The sequence below is a fragment of the Paraburkholderia sediminicola genome, assembly GCF_046027355.1.
GTDB lineage: Bacteria > Pseudomonadota > Gammaproteobacteria > Burkholderiales > Burkholderiaceae > Paraburkholderia > Paraburkholderia sediminicola_B.
Genome location: NZ_JAQQEK010000018.1, coordinates 22183 through 39008 on the forward strand (window position 1 = coordinate 22183; position 16826 = coordinate 39008).

Annotated in this window: 21 protein-coding genes; 15 read left to right on the forward strand and 6 right to left on the reverse strand. The window is 64.5% G+C overall.

What is annotated here, in order from left to right:
• Positions 1-20: 20 nt before the first annotated feature.
• Positions 21-503, forward strand: a complete 483-nt coding sequence (gene rfaE2 / locus PQR42_RS27200; RefSeq protein WP_408220059.1) for a D-glycero-beta-D-manno-heptose 1-phosphate adenylyltransferase — start codon at positions 21-23, stop codon at positions 501-503.
• A gap of 100 nt (positions 504-603) precedes the next feature.
• On the opposite strand, the gene PQR42_RS27205 is transcribed toward rfaE2, so the two are convergent.
• Genes PQR42_RS27205 through PQR42_RS27215 form a run of 3 tightly spaced genes read right to left on the reverse strand, consistent with a single transcriptional unit; the run spans position 604 to position 2599 of the window.
• Positions 604-843 (reverse strand): hypothetical protein, encoded by a 240-nt coding sequence (locus tag PQR42_RS27205; RefSeq protein ID WP_408231482.1) that lies wholly within the window; start codon positions 841-843, stop codon positions 604-606.
• A 53-nt stretch (positions 844-896) separates the two neighbouring features.
• Positions 897-1709 (reverse strand): type III pantothenate kinase, encoded by an 813-nt coding sequence (locus PQR42_RS27210; RefSeq protein ID WP_408388982.1) that lies wholly within the window; start codon positions 1707-1709, stop codon positions 897-899.
• A complete protein-coding gene (locus PQR42_RS27215; protein ID WP_408220068.1) occupies positions 1706-2599 on the reverse strand; it encodes a biotin--[acetyl-CoA-carboxylase] ligase in 894 nt (297 codons plus the stop codon). Before PQR42_RS27215 ends, PQR42_RS27210 begins: the two co-directional genes overlap by 4 nt.
• Positions 2600-2704: 105 nt before the next feature.
• Between PQR42_RS27215 and PQR42_RS27220 the strand changes: the two genes are divergently transcribed.
• From PQR42_RS27220 to PQR42_RS27265, 10 genes are all read left to right on the forward strand, one after another.
• Complete coding sequence (locus PQR42_RS27220; protein WP_408220075.1) at positions 2705-3838, forward strand: MlaE family ABC transporter permease; 1134 nt, start codon at positions 2705-2707, stop codon at positions 3836-3838.
• Entirely contained in the window at positions 3835-4713 is an 879-nt protein-coding gene (locus tag PQR42_RS27225; protein ID WP_408220078.1) for an ABC transporter ATP-binding protein, read from the forward strand. The genes PQR42_RS27220 and PQR42_RS27225 overlap by 4 nt, the downstream gene beginning before the upstream one ends.
• 16 nt (positions 4714-4729) lie before the next feature.
• Positions 4730-5692, forward strand: a complete 963-nt coding sequence (locus PQR42_RS27230; RefSeq protein WP_408220081.1) for an MlaD family protein — start codon at positions 4730-4732, stop codon at positions 5690-5692.
• Positions 5693-5722: 30 nt separating this feature from the next.
• Entirely contained in the window at positions 5723-6349 is a 627-nt protein-coding gene (locus PQR42_RS27235; RefSeq protein ID WP_408388980.1) for an ABC-type transport auxiliary lipoprotein family protein, read from the forward strand.
• A gap of 31 nt (positions 6350-6380) precedes the next feature.
• Positions 6381-7538 (forward strand): VanZ family protein, encoded by a 1158-nt coding sequence (locus tag PQR42_RS27240; protein WP_408388978.1) that lies wholly within the window; start codon positions 6381-6383, stop codon positions 7536-7538.
• A 139-nt stretch (positions 7539-7677) separates the two neighbouring features.
• Positions 7678-8001 carry a (2Fe-2S) ferredoxin domain-containing protein gene (locus PQR42_RS27245; protein ID WP_408494008.1) on the forward strand — a complete coding sequence of 108 codons (324 nt, stop codon included), beginning with the start codon at positions 7678-7680 and terminating at the stop codon, positions 7999-8001.
• Positions 8002-8009: 8 nt separating this feature from the next.
• Positions 8010-8654 (forward strand): alpha/beta hydrolase, encoded by a 645-nt coding sequence (locus tag PQR42_RS27250; protein WP_408388974.1) that lies wholly within the window; start codon positions 8010-8012, stop codon positions 8652-8654.
• 321 nt (positions 8655-8975) lie between these two features.
• On the forward strand, positions 8976-10205 hold the full coding sequence (locus PQR42_RS27255) for a D-alanyl-D-alanine carboxypeptidase family protein (protein WP_408220094.1): 1230 nt from the start codon (positions 8976-8978) through the stop codon (positions 10203-10205).
• 13 nt (positions 10206-10218) lie between these two features.
• Positions 10219-11184, forward strand: coding sequence for a D-amino acid aminotransferase (locus PQR42_RS27260; protein ID WP_408494010.1), 966 nt, complete (start codon positions 10219-10221; stop codon positions 11182-11184).
• Positions 11156-11425 (forward strand): DUF493 family protein, encoded by a 270-nt coding sequence (locus PQR42_RS27265; protein WP_132376230.1) that lies wholly within the window; start codon positions 11156-11158, stop codon positions 11423-11425. The genes PQR42_RS27260 and PQR42_RS27265 overlap by 29 nt, the downstream gene beginning before the upstream one ends.
• Positions 11426-11449: 24 nt before the next feature.
• Here PQR42_RS27265 and PQR42_RS27270 read toward each other — a convergent pair whose 3' ends face one another.
• Complete coding sequence (locus tag PQR42_RS27270) at positions 11450-12418, reverse strand: transcriptional regulator GcvA (protein ID WP_408388970.1); 969 nt, start codon at positions 12416-12418, stop codon at positions 11450-11452.
• A gap of 98 nt (positions 12419-12516) precedes the next feature.
• Here PQR42_RS27270 and PQR42_RS27275 point away from each other — a divergent pair, with 98 nt between their 5' ends.
• The 3 genes from PQR42_RS27275 (at position 12517) to lipA (ending at position 14743) form a co-directional block, all read left to right on the forward strand.
• The gene (locus PQR42_RS27275) at positions 12517-12843 is read left to right on the forward strand and encodes a DUF2917 domain-containing protein (RefSeq protein ID WP_132376228.1); all 327 of its coding nucleotides are present in this window, start codon (positions 12517-12519) and stop codon (positions 12841-12843) included.
• A 153-nt stretch (positions 12844-12996) separates the two neighbouring features.
• Entirely contained in the window at positions 12997-13722 is a 726-nt protein-coding gene (lipB, locus tag PQR42_RS27280) for a lipoyl(octanoyl) transferase LipB (RefSeq protein WP_408213426.1), read from the forward strand.
• A 13-nt stretch (positions 13723-13735) separates the two neighbouring features.
• Positions 13736-14743: a lipoyl synthase gene (gene lipA, locus PQR42_RS27285; protein WP_408213423.1), complete on the forward strand. Its 1008-nt coding sequence runs from the start codon at positions 13736-13738 to the stop codon at positions 14741-14743.
• A gap of 116 nt (positions 14744-14859) precedes the next feature.
• Here the strand turns inward: lipA and PQR42_RS27290 are convergent, their stop codons facing one another.
• Positions 14860-14994, reverse strand: a complete 135-nt coding sequence (locus tag PQR42_RS27290) for a hypothetical protein (RefSeq protein ID WP_408213421.1) — start codon at positions 14992-14994, stop codon at positions 14860-14862.
• Between the two features lie 56 nt (positions 14995-15050).
• On the reverse strand, positions 15051-15548 hold the full coding sequence (locus tag PQR42_RS27295) for a hypothetical protein (protein WP_408494012.1): 498 nt from the start codon (positions 15546-15548) through the stop codon (positions 15051-15053).
• Positions 15549-15772: 224 nt separating this feature from the next.
• Here PQR42_RS27295 and tauA point away from each other — a divergent pair, with 224 nt between their 5' ends.
• Complete coding sequence (tauA, locus tag PQR42_RS27300) at positions 15773-16795, forward strand: taurine ABC transporter substrate-binding protein (RefSeq protein WP_408388968.1); 1023 nt, start codon at positions 15773-15775, stop codon at positions 16793-16795.
• The last annotated feature ends 31 nt before the right edge of the window (positions 16796-16826 follow it).

The window sequence follows — 16826 nt, forward strand, 5'->3', positions numbered from 1 at the left end:
CTGTCCTTTCCGATTCCCCCATGGCTGCCATTTTTGAACGCAAGATTCTGACGCGCGACGCACTGGTGACGCTGCGTCCTTCGCTGAACGCGCCGGTGGTGTTTACCAACGGCGTGTTCGATATCCTGCATCGCGGGCACGTGACCTATCTCGCGGATGCGAAGGCTTTGGGCGCTTGCCTGATCGTCGGCGTGAATAGCGATTTGTCGGTGCGCATGCTCGGCAAAGGCGACGACCGGCCCATCAATAACGAAGCTGACCGCATGGCTTTGCTGGCGGCGCTGGAGAGTGTCGACTACGTGGTGTGCTTCGGCGAGAAGACGCCCGTCGAGTTGATTTCGGCGGTGCGGCCGGACGTGCTCGTGAAGGGCGGCGACTACGACATGGACGTGTTGCCCGAGTCGGCCATCGTGCGAAGCTGGGGCGGTAAGGCGTTGGCGATTCCCTTCGAGCACGACCGCTCGACGACCGCACTGCTGAAGAAAGTTCGTACGCAGGGATAAAGGCCAACTGTCGCGCGAGCGACGCGCCGACTTCGCGTCTCGCGTCGCCCGCCGCGAATTCTATTCGCTCGTTGCGTGACTGCTTGAGTTACTGCTTGCGTTACTGCGACAGCGCGGACGCCGCGATCGGCGCCACCGGCGCTGGGCCGCCTACAACGGCCTGATCGGCGGCTTCGGACGCCGTGACCGGCTGCACCTTCAACCATTCCTGATGAACCTGACGGTTCAGATGATTGGGCTCGCGTCCGCCGGCTGTGGGCGTCGGGCCGAAAACGCCGCGCACCGCGACGAATGCCAGCATGTTGGCAAGAAACAATATGGCGATCAGCCAGCGCAGCATTGTTGGTTTTCCCCGTCCAGAAGTTGAGCCGCCGTTATCCCTATGGCCGCGATTCAGTTGCCGCGTTCCATGACGCGCTCCGCAGCAATCAGCGCAAGACCGGACAGCACGAGCGAATCGTGGCGAGTATGCGGCACTTTCAGCGCGCTCGCCACTTCGTCCACGGCGCCGCCGCTGACCACGAGCCGCACCGGCACTTGCCACTCATCCTGCAGATCGCGCCACATGCGCTCGATCAAGCCGGCTTGTGCCAGCGTGCAACCCGCGGACAGCGAGCGCGGCGTATCCGTCGCGAAGAACGGGCCGCGGCGCGCCGTATCGGGCATGCTGCCGTCGAGCAGGCCGCGTGCGGCTTGGGCGTCGAGCGTCGGCAGTTGCGCCGTGTGCTCGCCCAGCGAGCGCATCATCAAGCTCCAGCCCGGCGCGATCAGACCGCCGACAAAGCAGCCGTCCGCACGCAATGCTTCGAGCGTGGTGGCCGTGCCGAATGTCGCAATCAGCAGATGTTCGCCGGGAAACGCCGCGTGCGCGCCGATCATGCCGGCCCAGCGGTCGCTGCCGAGCGCATGCGGCGTGGTGTAGCTGTTGGTCACGCCGCATTGTTGTGCGCAAGCACGGATCGTCGTGAGCGGCAGTTGCGGCCAGCGCGCGTCGAGCAATGCGGCAATCCGCGCCGCGACGTTTTCGCCCGCGACGTTCGACAACCATGCGCCACCGGGCGTCGGCAAATCCGACCAGTCCGGCTGATCCGCGCCGCCGTGCGTCAGGGCGCCGGCCGCGATCTGCGCACCGTCCGCCTGCACCAGCGACCACTTGATGCGGCTATTGCCCGCGTCGATCAACAACCAGGGCGCGCCGCTCGTCATGCGGCACCGTCGGCCAGACGCAGCGAGACGTCGCCGGTTGCGATGGTCTCGCGGCCGGTTGCGGTGTCGAGCAGCAACTGGCCGCGCTCGTCGACGCCCGCCGCCACGCCGCGCATCTGTTCCTGGCCTTGTTCCAGCAACACGACTTCGCGGCCTGCGTAGGCGTGCACCGCGTTCCAGCGTGCCTGGAACGGCGCGAAGCCTTCAGCGCCGAAGCGCTGCAAGGCCGGTTCGAGCGCGTTCAGCTCGGCGGCGAGCGTGTCGGTGAGGTTGGCGTTGGGCAGCGCGCGCTGCAAGGCGGTCGGCGCGGTGCCGCGCGCTTGCGGCGGCACGCCAGCGTTCAGTGCGCCGACTTTGGCCGCCAGTTCGTCCGCGCCCTTGACGTTGGTGCCGATGCCGATCACCACCGCGCTGGCGTCGTCGGTGCTCCACGCGGTTTCGATCAGGATGCCGGCCAGCTTGTCGCCTTCGAGCAGAACGTCGTTCGGCCACTTCAGCGCGATCTGGCCGGGGCCGGCGACCGGCAGCGAGCGCAGCCCGTCGACCAGCGCGACGCCCACCGCGAGACTCAGGCCCGCGAGCCCTTCGAGCGGACGCGGCAGCACGCACGCCACCGAAAACAGCAGCGCATTGCCCGGCTCCGCATACCACGGACGACCGCGGCGGCCACGCCCGGCGGTTTGCAGATAGGCGACCCGCACGATCGGCCGCGGCAGCGCGCCGGCCTTGCGCGGCAGCGCTTTGACGCGGGCCATCAGGTCGGCGTTGGTCGAGCCGGTTTCCTCGACGATTTCGATCGGCCAGTCATGCGCGTGCGGGCCGAACAGGGCGACGGCGCGCTCGCGATCGATGCGCCAGTCTGCTTGAGGGGGAGTCTTGGAAGCGTTCATGGTTCATATTGTAGCGACAGCGAAGCGCGTGAGCCCGCGTGCACGGTTCCCGCGCCGCGCCTTCGTTACAATGGCCGCTAATCCGATAACCAGATTCAACGATCCTTGAACTACGACACTCCGCCCGGCCTCGAAGTCGCGGCAGGCAGCCAAGGCAAGATCGTCCGGCTCTCGGGCCAGTGGACGGCGCTCGCGCTCGCGCGCGACAAGGCCACCGGGCACGTGATTCCTCTGTTGGGATCGCTGGTCGGCGCTGAAGGCATCGGTCAGTGGGACCTGTCGCGCATCGACCGGATGGACCACGTCGGCGGCCAGGCGCTGTGGCGCGTGTGGGGTCACAAGATGCCCCCGGATACCACGCTCACCGATACGCAACGCGACATTTTCGAGCGCATCGCCCTGCTCGACACCGTGCGCGAAACGGCCGAGCCGGTGATCAAGTTCGATCCGTTCACGCGGCTCGGGCTCGCGATCTTCTCGTTCTTCGAGCATCTGTATGGCGGCGTGGCCATGCTCGGACGCGTCGTGCTCGATCTGTTGGCGATCGCGCGCAAACCGAAAATCACGCCGTGGACCGAGATCTCCGCGAACATCTATAACGCCGGCACCAAGGCCTTGCCGATCACCGCGCTGGTCGCGTTTCTGATCGGCATTGTGTTGAGCTATCTGTCGGCGCAGCAACTGCGGCTGTTTGGCGCAAACCAGTACATCGTCAATATTCTTGGCCTTTCGGTGATCCGCGAGCTTGGGCCTGTGCTCGCCGCGATTCTGGTGGCAGGCCGCTCCGGCTCGGCGATCACCGCGCAGATCGGCGTGATGCGCGTGACCGAGGAACTCGACGCCATGCGCGTGATGGGCATCCCGCACGGCCTGCGGCTGATCCTGCCGCGCGTGGTTGCGCTCGGCGTGGCAATGCCGCTGCTCGTCATGTGGACGAACATCATCGCGCTGACGGGCGGCGCGCTCGCCGCGAAGATTGCGCTCGGCATCGACATGAACTACTTTGCGCGGGCTCTGCCGAGCGTGGTGCCGGTCGCGAATCTGTGGATCGGCCTGGGCAAGGGCGTCGCGTTCGGCATGCTGATCGCGATCGTCGGCTGTCATTTCGGTTTCCGTATCAAGGCCAATTCGCAGAGTCTCGGCGAAGGCACGACGACCTCGGTGGTGACCTCGATTACCATCGTGATTCTCGCGGACGCCGTGTTCGCGATCCTCTTCCAGAACGTGGGGCTCGGATGATCGCGCCACTCACTCAGGCCGTGCGCGGCCAGCCGATGCCCTCGATCGCCGAGCCGGTGATCGAAGTGATCGACGTGACCAAGCGCTACGGCCGCAACATCGTGCACCAGCATCTGAATCTGGACGTGCGGCGCGGCGAGATCGTGTCGATCGTCGGCGGCTCGGGTTCCGGCAAGACCACGCTGGTGCGGCAGATTCTCGGTCTCGAGCGTCCTTCGTCCGGCACCATCAAGCTGTTCGGCGAGAATCTCGCGACCATCTCGCCGGAAACCGCGCTGCTGATGCGCAGCCGCTCCGGCATGCTGTTTCAGCGCGGCGCGCTGTTCTCGTCGCTGTCGGTGTTCGACAACATCGCGCAGCCGGTGCGCGAACTCGGCAAGGTGCCCGCAGATCTGTTGCGCGACATCGTGATGCTCAAGCTCGAGATGGTCGGCCTGCCGTGCAAGCACGCGTCGAAAATGCCGTCGGCGCTGTCGGGCGGCATGATCAAGCGCGTGGGCATTGCGCGGGCAATCGCGCTCGAACCTGAGCTGCTGTTTCTCGACGAACCGACCGCCGGGCTCGATCCGCAGGCGTCGGATGAATTCGTCGAGCTGATCTCCGCGCTGCATCGCGCGCTCGGCCTGACAGTGGTGATGGTCACGCACGATCTCGACACGATGATCGCGCTGTCCACCCGCGTCGCCGTGCTGGCGGATCGCAAGGTGCTGGTCGCCGCGCCGGTCGAGGAGGCCGCGGGCGTCGATCATCCTTTCATCCGCGAATATTTCCTCGGCCTGCGCGGACGCCGCGCGTTGCAGGCGTTGCCGCCGGAGCGTCGCGCGAGGCTGCCGCGGGCGGCGCTCGAGCCGGCATCGTCTGAATTGCCGCTGTGAACCAGGGAACCTGACAATGGAAAACAAATCACATGCCTTCTGGGCCGGGCTCTTCACGATCGTTTTGCTGGTGGCCATCGCGCTGGCGGCTTTTTTGTTCAATGTCGACCGTGCCGTGCGGGTGCCGTACGATCTGATTGCGCGCACCAACGTGACCGGCCTGTTTACCGACGCGGCGGTGCGTTATCGCGGGCTCGACGTCGGCAAGGTGCAGTCGATCAAATTCGACCCGGCTCATCCGGGGCAGATTCTGATCCGCATCCTCGTCGATACGCACGCGCCGATTACCCATTCGACGTTCGGCAGCCTGGGTTTCCAGGGCGTGACGGGCATTGCCTTCATCCAGCTGGATGACAATGGGCGCGACCCGTCGCCACTGCCGTCGTCGGCCAAACAGGTGGCGCAGTTGCCGATGCGCCCCGGCTTGCTCGATCAACTGCAGCAACGCGGCGACGTGTTGCTGCGCAAACTCGAAAAAGTCACGGACGACGTCGACAATTTGCTGTCGCCGGAAATGGCCGCGCAGTTGCAAGGCACGGCTGCAAGCCTGCAAAAGGCCGCGGATGGCGTGGCCACGCTGACCCAGAAAATGACGCCGGCCGCCGGCAAGCTGCCCGGCACGATCGACCAGCTGGACCGCACGCTGGCGTCGACCAATCAGCTGATCACCAGCCTGAACCGGCCGAACGGCCCGTTCGAGACCAACCTGAACAAGGTCGGCACGGCCGCGCAGCAGGCCGGCGACGCGCTGGTGTCGATCAACGGCGTAGTGCAGGAACTGTCGGCGCGGGTCGGCTACGACACCTTGCCGCGCGTCAACTCGCTCGCTGAAGACGTGCGCTCCGCGGCCCGCTCGGTGGACCGTGCCGCTGATACGTTCAGCACCAGCCCCCGCAGCGTGCTGTTCGGCGCGCCGGGTGCGGCGCCCGGCCCCGGCGAAGCAGGCTTCAAGTGGCCCGCCGCCCGTGCTGCTCAATGATTTTGAAGGTTTGAAGAAAGGAAGATTGTCATGTCACGCTCGATTCACCGATTCTTGTCCTCGAGCGCCGCGTTGGCGGTGCTGCTCGCATTCGGCGTGCTCGCCGCGGGCTGCGCCGGTACGCCCGCAGCGCTCTCGGACATCCGCTACGACTTCGGGCCGCCGAGTCCGGCGGCGTCCGCAGGCACGTCGCCGGCTGTGAAGGTGCTCGATGTGAGCGCGCCCGACGTGCTCGAGTCGGACAAGCTGATTTACCGCCTGAGCTATGCCGACGCGCAGCAGACGGCCGCGTACGCGAACAGCCACTGGACCATGACGCCTTCGCAGTTGCTGACCCAGCGTCTGCGCGGCGCGCTCAGTTCGCGTGGCACCGTGCTGACGGGCGCCGACGGCATCGCCGCGCCGGTGCTGAAAGTCGATCTGAGCGAGTTCGAGCAGGTCTTCGACAGCCAGTCCCAAAGTCACGCCGCGGTCACCGCGCGCGCCACCCTCACGCAGAACGGCAAGGTGCTCAGCCAGCGCACGTTCATCGCGCGCGCGCCGTCCAGTTCGGCGGACGCCGCCGGCGGCGCGCAGGCGCTCGCCACCGCCAGCGACGAACTGGTCGCGCAGATCGGCGCATGGCTCGGCGTGCAGGCGCTGGTCGCCGCGCAATGACCAGCATGCAGCGCACACACCGGAGCGCTGCATGAGCGTAAAACCCTGGGCGCGCCGTCCGTCGGTGCTCGCCCGGCAGGCGCTGGTGCTGTATACCGCGTTGATCGTCTACGGTTCGTGGTATCCGTTTACGGGCTGGCGCTCGCTCGGCCTCGGTCCGTTTGCCTACCTGTCCGATCCCATGCCGCAGTACCTGACGGCGTTCGACGTCGTCACCAACGTGCTCGGCTATATGCCGTTCGGCGCGCTCGTGGTGCTCGCGGTCTATCCGCGCTGGCGCGGCACGCTGGCGGTCGCGTTCGCCTTCGTGCTCGGCGGGCTGCTGTCCGGCGTGATGGAAGCCGTGCAGACCTATCTGCCGACGCGTGTCGCCTCCAACCTCGATCTCGCCGCCAATGCGCTCGGCGCGCTGCTCGGCGCGGCGATCATGTCGCCGGCGACGGGCGCGCTGCTCGATCGCGGCTTGCTGCGGCGCGTGCGGCTTCTGTGGTTCGAGCGCGACCGCGCGGCGCTCGCGTGTCTGGTGCTGGCGTGGCCGTTCGCGACGATGTACCCGGCGCCCCGTCTGTTCGGTCTTGGCAACTGGCCGCGCGCGCTCTGGCTGCGTTTCGATTCGACGACGCAGGACGCCTTGCTCGCGTGGACGCCGCCGGGCTGGCACGTCGGCACATGGCCGGCGCTTGCCGCCGCCTGGATGCCCGAGGACGTGTGGGAAGCTGTGCTCACCACGCTCAACCTGTTCGCCGCGCTCGCGCTGGCGTCGTTGCCGGTGCGCCGCCATGCGCCGCGCGTGCGCCTGTTGCTGCTGTTTATCGCGATGACCTTGTGCGTGAAGGCGGGCGCGACTTTTCTGCAGTCGCAGTCCGGTCTCGCGTTCGACTGGGCGACGCCCGGCGCGTTGGCCGGCCTTGTATGCGGCACCGCCGCGGCACTCTTCACGTTGCGTCTGCGGCGCCGATCGCGCGCGGCGTTGGCGGGCGCCGCGCTGACGGTCGCGCTGGTGTTCGTCAACCTGCTGCCGGTGAATCCGTACTTCGATGCCGTGCTGGCCGACTGGCGGCAAGGGCGTTATCTGCACTTCAACGGTCTGGCGCACTGGCTCGCGTGGATCTGGCCGTATGCGGCGCTCGTGTGGCTGGCCTATGTCGTCGAGCAGGCGTGGCTCAAACGGCGCATGAAGCACACGTGAAGCACGCACTCGGAGCGTGGGGCAAGCGTGGACAGCATCAGCGACCGCCGGCCCCGCTCGTTATAATCGTTCGCACAACAGGCGCGCCGCCGTGCCTCCAGCGCCGCTCCCCACATTGACAGCCTCGCCCCCGGACATCATGGACGCCTTCTACAAGTACCACGTCTTCTTCTGTCTCAATCAGCGCGAACCCGGCGCCGAGCGCCCGAGCTGCGCGAACTGCAACGCGCAGGAGATGCAGGAGTACGCGAAAAAACGCGTGAAGAAACTCGGTCTCGCAGGTCCGGGCCAGGTGCGCATCAACAAGGCTGGTTGCCTCGACCGCTGCGAACTCGGCCCGACGGTCGTCGTGTATCCGGAAGGCATCTGGTACACCTACGTCGACGAGAGCGACATCGACGAAATCGTCGACTCGCACCTGGCGAACGGCAAGATTGTCGAGCGTCTGAAAATCGATCAATAAGCGTCGCCATGAACGTACATACCAGGAAGTATCTGATCGACGGCCCGGTCGGCAAAATCGAGGTCGCGCTGGATCTGCCCGACGAGACGCGCGAGAACGGCGCCGCGCCGCGCGGCATCGCGCTGGTCGCGCATCCGCATCCGCTGTTCGGCGGCACGATGGACAACAAGGTCGCGCAGACGCTCGCGCGCACGCTCGTGCAGTTGAACTACGTGACGTACCGCTCGAATTTTCGCGGCGTCGGCGAAACGCAAGGCGAGCATGACGCGGGCATCGGCGAGCGCGACGATCTGCGCGCCGTGCTCGATCACATGCGCGCTGAGCCGGGTCAAAGCGATCTGCCCCTCGTGCTCGCCGGTTTTTCGTTCGGCACGTTCGTGCTGTCGCACGTGGCCGCGCAGTTGCGCGAAGAAGGTCAAGAGATCGAGCGAATGGTGCTGGTCGGCACTGCGGCGAGCCGCTGGGACGTCGCGCCCGTGCCGGACAACACGCTCGTGATTCACGGTGAAACCGACGAGACGGTTCCCATTCAATCCGTTTACGACTGGGCGAGGCCGCAGGAATTGCCGGTCGTCGTGATTCCGGGGGCGGAGCATTTTCTGCATCGCAAGCTGCACGTGCTGAAGCGGATCATTGTCGACGCGTGGCGGTAATCGGCAGGCAATGTGTGTTTTCCGGGGTACAGGTACGCACAAACGCAAATTAATCGCCGACCTTTGCGCAAAGTAACCGGGAGAGCGCGCGTATAATGGCGACTCTTTTTTGGGCGCAGCGCCGCCCATCCGGCAGTTCGCGCGACGCGTAGCGTCTTTTCGCGCGCAGCGGTGCCGGATGCGGGCGTGCTGCGCGAACCGATCGCGTGGCCGGAAGTCCAATGGGCGCCGCGCCGTTTTTTTACGGCCAGACGCTCGCCGACCGGCTCTTCCAAACTCTGCGCCCTGCGCGCGATGTATTTTTCTGCACGAATCGACCCTATGCGTTTCTCCACCTCCGGCCGCACGTCATTCCCCTCAATTGCTTCTTTCGTTCCCTCTACGCTTAGCCGTGCCGTGACCCTCGGCGTCGTGCTGCCGGCCACGCTCGTCGCCAGCACCGCGTTCGCGCAAGTGCCGCCGCCGGGTGTGAATGCGCGCTCGTGGGTGCTCGTCGACGCCACCAGCAACCAGGTGCTCGCCTCGGGCAATCCCGACGAGCGCGTGGAACCGGCGTCGCTGACCAAGCTGATGACGGCGTACCTCGTCTTCGAAGCACTGCAGACGAAGAAGATCAACATGGACCAGACGGTCATGCCGAGCGAAGCGGTGCGCCGCGTGCGCACGGACGAATCGCGCATGTTCATCGAAGCGAACAAGCCGGTGACCGTGCACGATCTGGTGTACGGCATGATCGTCCAGTCGGGTAACGACGCGGCGATCGCGTTGGCCGAACTGGTCGGCGGCAGCGAGTCGCAGTTCGTCAACATGATGAACACGGAAGCGCAGCGCCTCGGCATGAAGAACACGCATTTCGCCGATGTGAACGGCATGCCCGATCCGCAGCACTACACCACCGCGGGCGACCTCGCGGTGCTGTCGGCGCGTCTGATTCGCGACTTCCCTGACTACTACAACATCTTCTCGGTCAAGGATTTCACGTACAACAAGATCAAGCAGCCGAACCGCAACCGCTTGCTGTGGATCGACCCGACGGTCGACGGTCTGAAGACGGGTCACACGCAAGCCGCCGGTTACTGCCTGATCGCGAGCGCGAAGCGTTCGCTGCCGGGCGCGACCGACGCGTCGCGCCGTCTCGTCTCGGTCATGATGGGCGAGACGAAGGAACACGACCGCGTGCAGGACAGCCTGAAGATGCTGAACTACGGCTACACCGCGTACGACACGGTGCGTCTGTACAAGGCGAATCAGGTGGTGGGCACGCCGCGCGTCTACAAGGGTGCGCAGGACACCGTGCAGATCGGCGTGAAGGGCGATCAGTACATCACCGTGCCGAAGGGCATGGGCGACAAGGTGAAGCCGCAAATCGAGCAGATCGATCCGCTGATCGCACCGATCGCGAACGGTCAGCAAGTCGGTACGGCGAAGCTGGTCGCCGACGGCAAGGTGCTGGCGCAGTTCCCGATAGTGGCGTTGCAGGCTGTGCCGCAAGCCGGCGTGGTCGGCCGCGTGTGGGATTCCCTGATGCTCATGTTCAACAAGAAGAAGTAAGAGCCTGATTGCGATGACCGCTGTTTCCGAGGTTTCGTCCGATCCGATTGTCTATCTGAACGGTGAGTTGGTGCCGTTGTCCGAAGCGCGCGTGCCGGTTCTCGACCGCGGCTTTATTTTCGGCGACGGCATTTACGAAGTCGCGCCGTTGTATGCGCCAACTGGGGCCGCGCGCGGCCGTACGCCGTTTCGCTTCCAGCAGCATCTGGCGCGGCTCGCGCGCTCGGTCGACAAGATCGGCATCGTCAATCCTTTCGACGATGCCGGCTGGCGCGCGCTGATCGAGCGGGTGGTCGCGGCAAACGAGGCGGACGGCGCTTTGCGTGACGATCAGGACGCGATTGCCTATATTCAGGTCACGCGCGGTGTCGCCAAGCGCGGTCACGCGTTTCCGGCCGGCATTCAGCCGACCGTGTTCGTGATGGTTACGCCGCTGAACCTGCCGAACGCGGCGCAGCGCGCGCAAGGTGTGCGTTGCGTGACGGCGGAAGATCGTCGCTGGCTCAATTGCGACATCAAGTCCGTGTCGCTGCTCGGCAACGTGCTGATGGCGCAATATGCCGCTGAGAACGATGCGTTCGAGACGATCCAGTTTCGCGACGGCATGCTGACCGAAGGATCGTCGTCGAATGTGTGGATGGTGAAGGACGGCGTGTTGTCCGCGCCGCCTCGCAGCCACAAGATCCTCGAAGGGATCCGCTACGGTCTGATCGAGGAACTGACGAGCGAATGCGGCATCCGTTTCGAAGCGCGTGAGATTAGCGAAGCCGAACTGCGCGCGGCTGACGAGATCATCGTCAGTTCGGCAACCAAGGAAGTGCTGCCGGTCACGCAGCTCGACGGCCAGCCGGTCGGCGAGGGCAAGCCGGGTGCGGTCTTCGCGGCGCTGTACGCGGCCTACCAGCGCGCCAAGACCCAGGAAGCGCGCGAGGCGCGGCAAGGAGTAGAGAATGAGTCCCGTGAACGAGTCACTGTTTGAGTTTCCTTGCGATTTCCCGATCAAGATCATGGGCAAATCGCATCCCGAGTTCGCCGAGACGATCGTCACGGTGGTGCGGCAGTTCGACAACGAAGTCGACGCCTCGCGCATCGAAACGCGGCCGTCCAGCGGTGGCAACTATACGGGCCTGACGGTCACGGTGCGCGCCACGAGCCGCGAGCAGCTCGACGATATCTATCGCGCGCTCACCGGCCATCCGATGGTCAAAGTGGTGCTCTAAAGCCCGCTCGTCATTTGGTTCGTGTTACGGCGTGACGCGCAATGTGTCCGCCGACAGATCGGCGCTTGCGGCGGGTCTCAGCTCGCAAGCCCGGTCGAAAAGCTGCTTGAAGCGTCCCACCTCCTCGAACACCCAGTCGCGAAACGCCCTGACCCGTGCGGTCTCGAGCATCTGCGGTGGGCAGATGAGGTAGTACTGCCACGGGCTCGGCCCATCCACATCGAATAGCCGCACGAGGCGGCCCGCCGCGATCTCGTGCATGGCCAGCGAGCGGCGCGTGAGCGCGACGCCCTGGCCGTCGATGGCCGCCTGCAGCAGGTTCGACGAATCCTGATACAGCACGCCGCGCTTCGGCTCGGGCCAGTCGGTGAGGCCGGCGGCGTCGAACCAGGGGCGCCAGAGTTCGTCGTCGGAGCGCAGCAGCGGGACTTTGGCCAGATCGGCCGGCGTTTGCGGCAGCTTGCCGCCGTTGAAATTCGGCGCGCAGGCGGGAAAGAAAATCTCCTCCAGCAGCAACTCCGAATGCAGACCCGAATATTTGCCGAAGCCGAAACGGATTGCCACGTCGACGTCGTCGCGCGCGAAATCCGTTAAAGCGTTGGTGGACAGCAGTTCGAGATCCCACTGCGGATGCGCCTCGATAAAGCTGCCGACGCGCGGCGTCACCCAGCGCGCCGCAAACGACGACAGCATGGACACCACCAGTCGCCGCTCGCGGTCGCCGGCGCGGATTTCACGGGTGGCGTCGGCGAGTGCCATGAGCGCCGAGCGCACTTGCGTGGCGTAGCGCCGGCCGGTCTCGGTGAGCCGCACGCGCTTGCCGTCGCGCGCGAACAGCGAGACGCCCAGCTCGGCCTCGAGCGCGCGGATCTGATGGCTGACGGCGCCGTGGGTGACGAAAAGCTCGTCGGCAGCGCGCGAAAAGCTTTCGTGACGGGCGGCGGCCTCGAATGCCTTGATCGCGTTCAGTGGGGGCAATTGCCGGAGGTCCATAGCAATATTTCTCACATAGAGGTGAAAATAGATCGTTTTGCGTAAACCCTTGCTGCGCCTAGGATTGTAGTCATGAAACGACTTTTGGCGAGGGCATCATGCGAGAAATTTCCTCTAGCATCGCGTTCGAAATCCGCAGTGGTGAAACAGTTCCCCTGAAGGTGGCGCGCAGCACCAAGCTGGTCGTTCGCGGCGGTGCGGTGTGGGTCACGCGCAGCGACGACACGGAAGATTACTGGCTGCAGCCTGGCCATACGCTGCGGCTGCGGCGCGGCGAACGGCTGTGGCTGAGCGCCGAGGGCAACGGGCAGGCGAGGGTGGCGTTTTCCGTGCCGACGCGCTGCGACGAGCGCGCGCTGAACTGGTTTGCGCGCATTGGCGAACGGCTGGCGGCGCGTATGCGAGGCGGCTGGCGCACGGTTTGATCTTGGCGACGCGGCGCGCCGGTTCGGCCGAACGGCGCGCCGCCCAGCTGATTCTGGCGGCGGCCCGGGCCAGCCACGCCGCTGCGATTCGACACATTCCTAATGTACCTGCCTCCGGCGGGAATTCCCAGATTTCGGTAAACTGCCGGGATCATGTGCGCCACCCCGGTTTCCCCGACTCCCTTGCCGTCCACGGCGCCGCTTACGCTGCGCTGGCGTGGCCGCGAACCCTACGAAGCCAGTTTCGAAGCCATGCGCGCGTTCACCGACGAGCGCACGGCCGACACCCCCGACGAAATCTGGCTGGTCGAACACCCACCCGTCTTCACGCTAGGCCAGGCGGGCGATCCCGCCCATCTGCTGGCCGCCGACAGCGGCATTCCTCTGGTTAAAGTCGATCGGGGCGGGCAGATCACGTATCACGGGCCCGGACAGGTGGTCGCCTACCTGCTGCTCGATTTGCGCCGCCGCAAGCTGATGGTGCGCGAGTTGGTCACGCGGATCGAGCAAGCCGTGATCGACACTCTTGCGGCGTATAATCTCGCCGGAGAACGAAAGGCGGGCGCCCCCGGTATCTACGTGGCGCCCGGGCCGGACGCCGGGCTGCACGCCGGCGCCAAGATTGCGGCGCTGGGGTTGAAGATCCGCAATGGCTGCAGCTATCACGGCGTGAGCCTGAACGTGAACATGGATTTGCGGCCGTTTCTGGCCATCAATCCATGTGGCTACGCGGGGCTCGAAACAGTCGATATGGCAACGCTTGGCGTGGCCGCCGGCTGGGACGACGTGGCCCGTACCTTTGCAGAACGCCTCACCGCAAACCTCGACGGCAGTCCCGCGGCCGTCGCCCAACCACAGGCCGGTGCCCTCACCGCCTGACTGGACCGAACGAATGACTGACGTTACCGCGAACCTCGCAGCTTCCCCCACACCTGACGCCGTGCCGGCTTCCGCCGCTGCCTATGACGCCACCGCGAAGCAGAAGGCGCAAGCCAAGACCGCCCGTATTCCGATCAAGATCGTTCCGATCGAAAAGCTGAAGAAACCTGACTGGATCCGCGTCAAAGCGGCAACCGGCAATTCGCGCTTCTACGAAATCAAGCAGATTCTGCGCGAACACAATCTTCATACGGTGTGTGAAGAAGCGAGCTGCCCGAACATCGGCGAATGCTTTGGCAAGGGCACCGCGACCTTCATGATCATGGGGGACAAGTGCACGCGCCGCTGCCCGTTCTGCGACGTCGGCCACGGCCGCCCGGACCCGCTCGATGTGGACGAACCGGGTAACCTCGCGCGCACCATCGCCGCGCTGAAGCTGAAGTACGTGGTGATCACCAGCGTCGACCGCGACGATTTGCGCGACGGCGGTGCGGCCCACTTCGTGGAATGTATCCGTCAGACGCGCGAGCTTTCGCCGGAGACGCGCATCGAAATTCTGACGCCGGACTTCCGTGGCCGTTTGGATCGCGCGCTTGGCATTCTGAATGCCGCACCGCCCGATGTGATGAATCACAACCTGGAAACGGTGCCGCGTCTGTACAAGGAAGCGCGCCCGGGTTCGGACTACGCGCATTCGTTGAAGCTGCTGAAGGACTTCAAGGCGCTGCATCCCGACGTGGCCACCAAGTCCGGTCTGATGGTCGGCCTCGGCGAGACTGAAGAAGAGATTCTGCAAGTGATGCGTGACCTGCGCGAACACGACGTGGACATGCTGACGATCGGCCAGTACCTGCAGCCGTCGGAACATCATCTGCCGGTGCGCTCGTACGTCCATCCGGACACGTTCAAGATGTACGAGGAAGAAGCGTACAAGATGGGTTTCACGCACGCGGCCGTGGGCGCGATGGTTCGTTCGAGCTACCACGCCGATTTGCAGGCGCATGGGGCCGGCGTGGTCTGAGTGCCATAGTTAGCTGTCAGTTTGAGAAAAGCCTGCGCGTGTTGCAGGCTTTTTTCTTTTGGGCGGTCAGATTTTGATTACCGACACCGCGCATCTTCGCGCTTCTCTGCGAAGAGTTACCGGTAGTACCGTGCGAGCAGCATGCAGATCGAGGCGAGCGTTCCGTTGATGATCGAAAAAGGGATACTGAGTTCGATAATGCGATGGCGCAGCTCGCGATTTTCGATGATGTAATCGATCAGATTGGGCATTTAAGTTCTCCCTGTGAGATGTGCTTAAAAGTATAGCTCAGACAATTATCAGTTAGTTAGCTTAACGAATAGTGAGATAAAGCGAATGAGGTAGCGACGATCACGGTCATGATGAGTGATGACCACATCAATCTCCTTGCCGGTGCCTCGTCGTCGCGATGATAAGCGGAGTGCTGCGTTGAGTCGGCCGCGCCGAACAGCACGAGAATGGACGCCGCGACGATGAACAGAACATGCCAGAGCAATCCGGCCAGCATGAAAGCCAGCGTATTTTTTGTCGATGCCTCGCCCAGCGCGCTTCCGATCTCGTAGCATGCGCTGGTGCACATTGAAATGACGACCCACAGAAGTTGTCCGTCCTGCACGGAACGTATCGCGATACCTTTCGACGACTGCCGGTAAAAGCGCGAGAATCTCAACAGAGGCAGCAACGCAATGGGCGCGCACACTGGCACGCCGATGTTGAAGAACAACCAACTAAGGTGCGATAGAAAGTCGATCATAGGAATGCGAAGTTTTGGCAACGCAAAGATGATCCCGCCGCTGTCGATCACAGGTCAATCTGCCGAACGGCCAGCTTGCGCACAGGCCCCGCGATCCGCCATCATTCGCTGCAACCGCCCGACTGCCCGCAACAGCAGTCGCCGCTAACCAACCGAACGTGAAAAGCAATGCTCGAACAGCGTGATTAGCAATCGCGGATTAATTAGAACCGGCCGCGAACAAACTGCCTATAGTCGAAAGCCTCCCGCACAACACCTGCTCAAGGGGCTTCCCGATGAACCGCTTCCTCCGTCCGCTTGCCGCGTTCGCCACGCTGCTCGCACTGTCCGCGCCATTTGCTTCCGTGGCGCACGCCGACACCAAAGAAGTCGTGATCGCGTATCAGGACATGGTGGTGCCCTGGCGTTACGCGCAGGCCACCGGCGAAGTGGAGAAGGCCACCGGCTACAAGGTCATCTACCGCAAACTCGGCAGCGGCGCCGATGTGATCCGCGCGCTCGCCTCCGGCTCGGTGCAACTCGGTGAAGCCGGCTCGAGCCCGATCGCCGCGGGTCTGTCGCAAGGCGTGGATATTTCGCTGTTCTGGATTCTCGACAATATCAACGACGCCGAAGCGCTGGTCGCCCGCGACGGCTCCAATGTAACGAGCGTCGCCGGTCTCAAGGGCAAGAAGATCGGCGTGCCGTTCGTATCGACGTCGCACTTTCACACGTTGGTCGCATTGCAGAGCGCCGGCGTGAATCCGTCCGACGTCAAGATCGTCAACCTGCGTCCGCCTGAAGTCGCAGCGGCGTGGGAGCGCGGCGACATCGACGCGACGTATATCTGGGACCCCGTGCTGGCCAAGGTCAAGAAGAACGGCAAGGTGCTCATCACCTCGGGGCAGGTCGCGCAGCAAACCGGCAAGGCGACCTTCGACGGCTTCGTCGTCGATCGCAAGTTCGCTAGTCAGAACGCCGAGTTCGTCGCGCGCTTCGTGAAGGTGCTGGCTGCGACGGACGCGAATTACCGCGACCACACGTCCGCGTGGACGGCGGCGTCGCCGCAGGTCGAAGCGGTCGCCAAGGAGTCCGGCGCGAACGCGCAGGAGGTGCCGGCGAGCCTCGCGTTATACGCGTTCCCGACGCCGGCGCAGCAGGCTTCGAATGCATGGCTTGGCGGCGGCGCGCAATCGGGCGCGGCGAAGTCGCTGGCCGCCACCGCGGCGTTTCTTAAGACGCAAGGCACGATTCAGAACGTGCTGGCCGACTATTCGACCGGCGTCGATCCGCGGTTCGTGCAACGCGCGGCGCATTGATCGTCGCGTGCTGTCTCTTCTCGACATCATG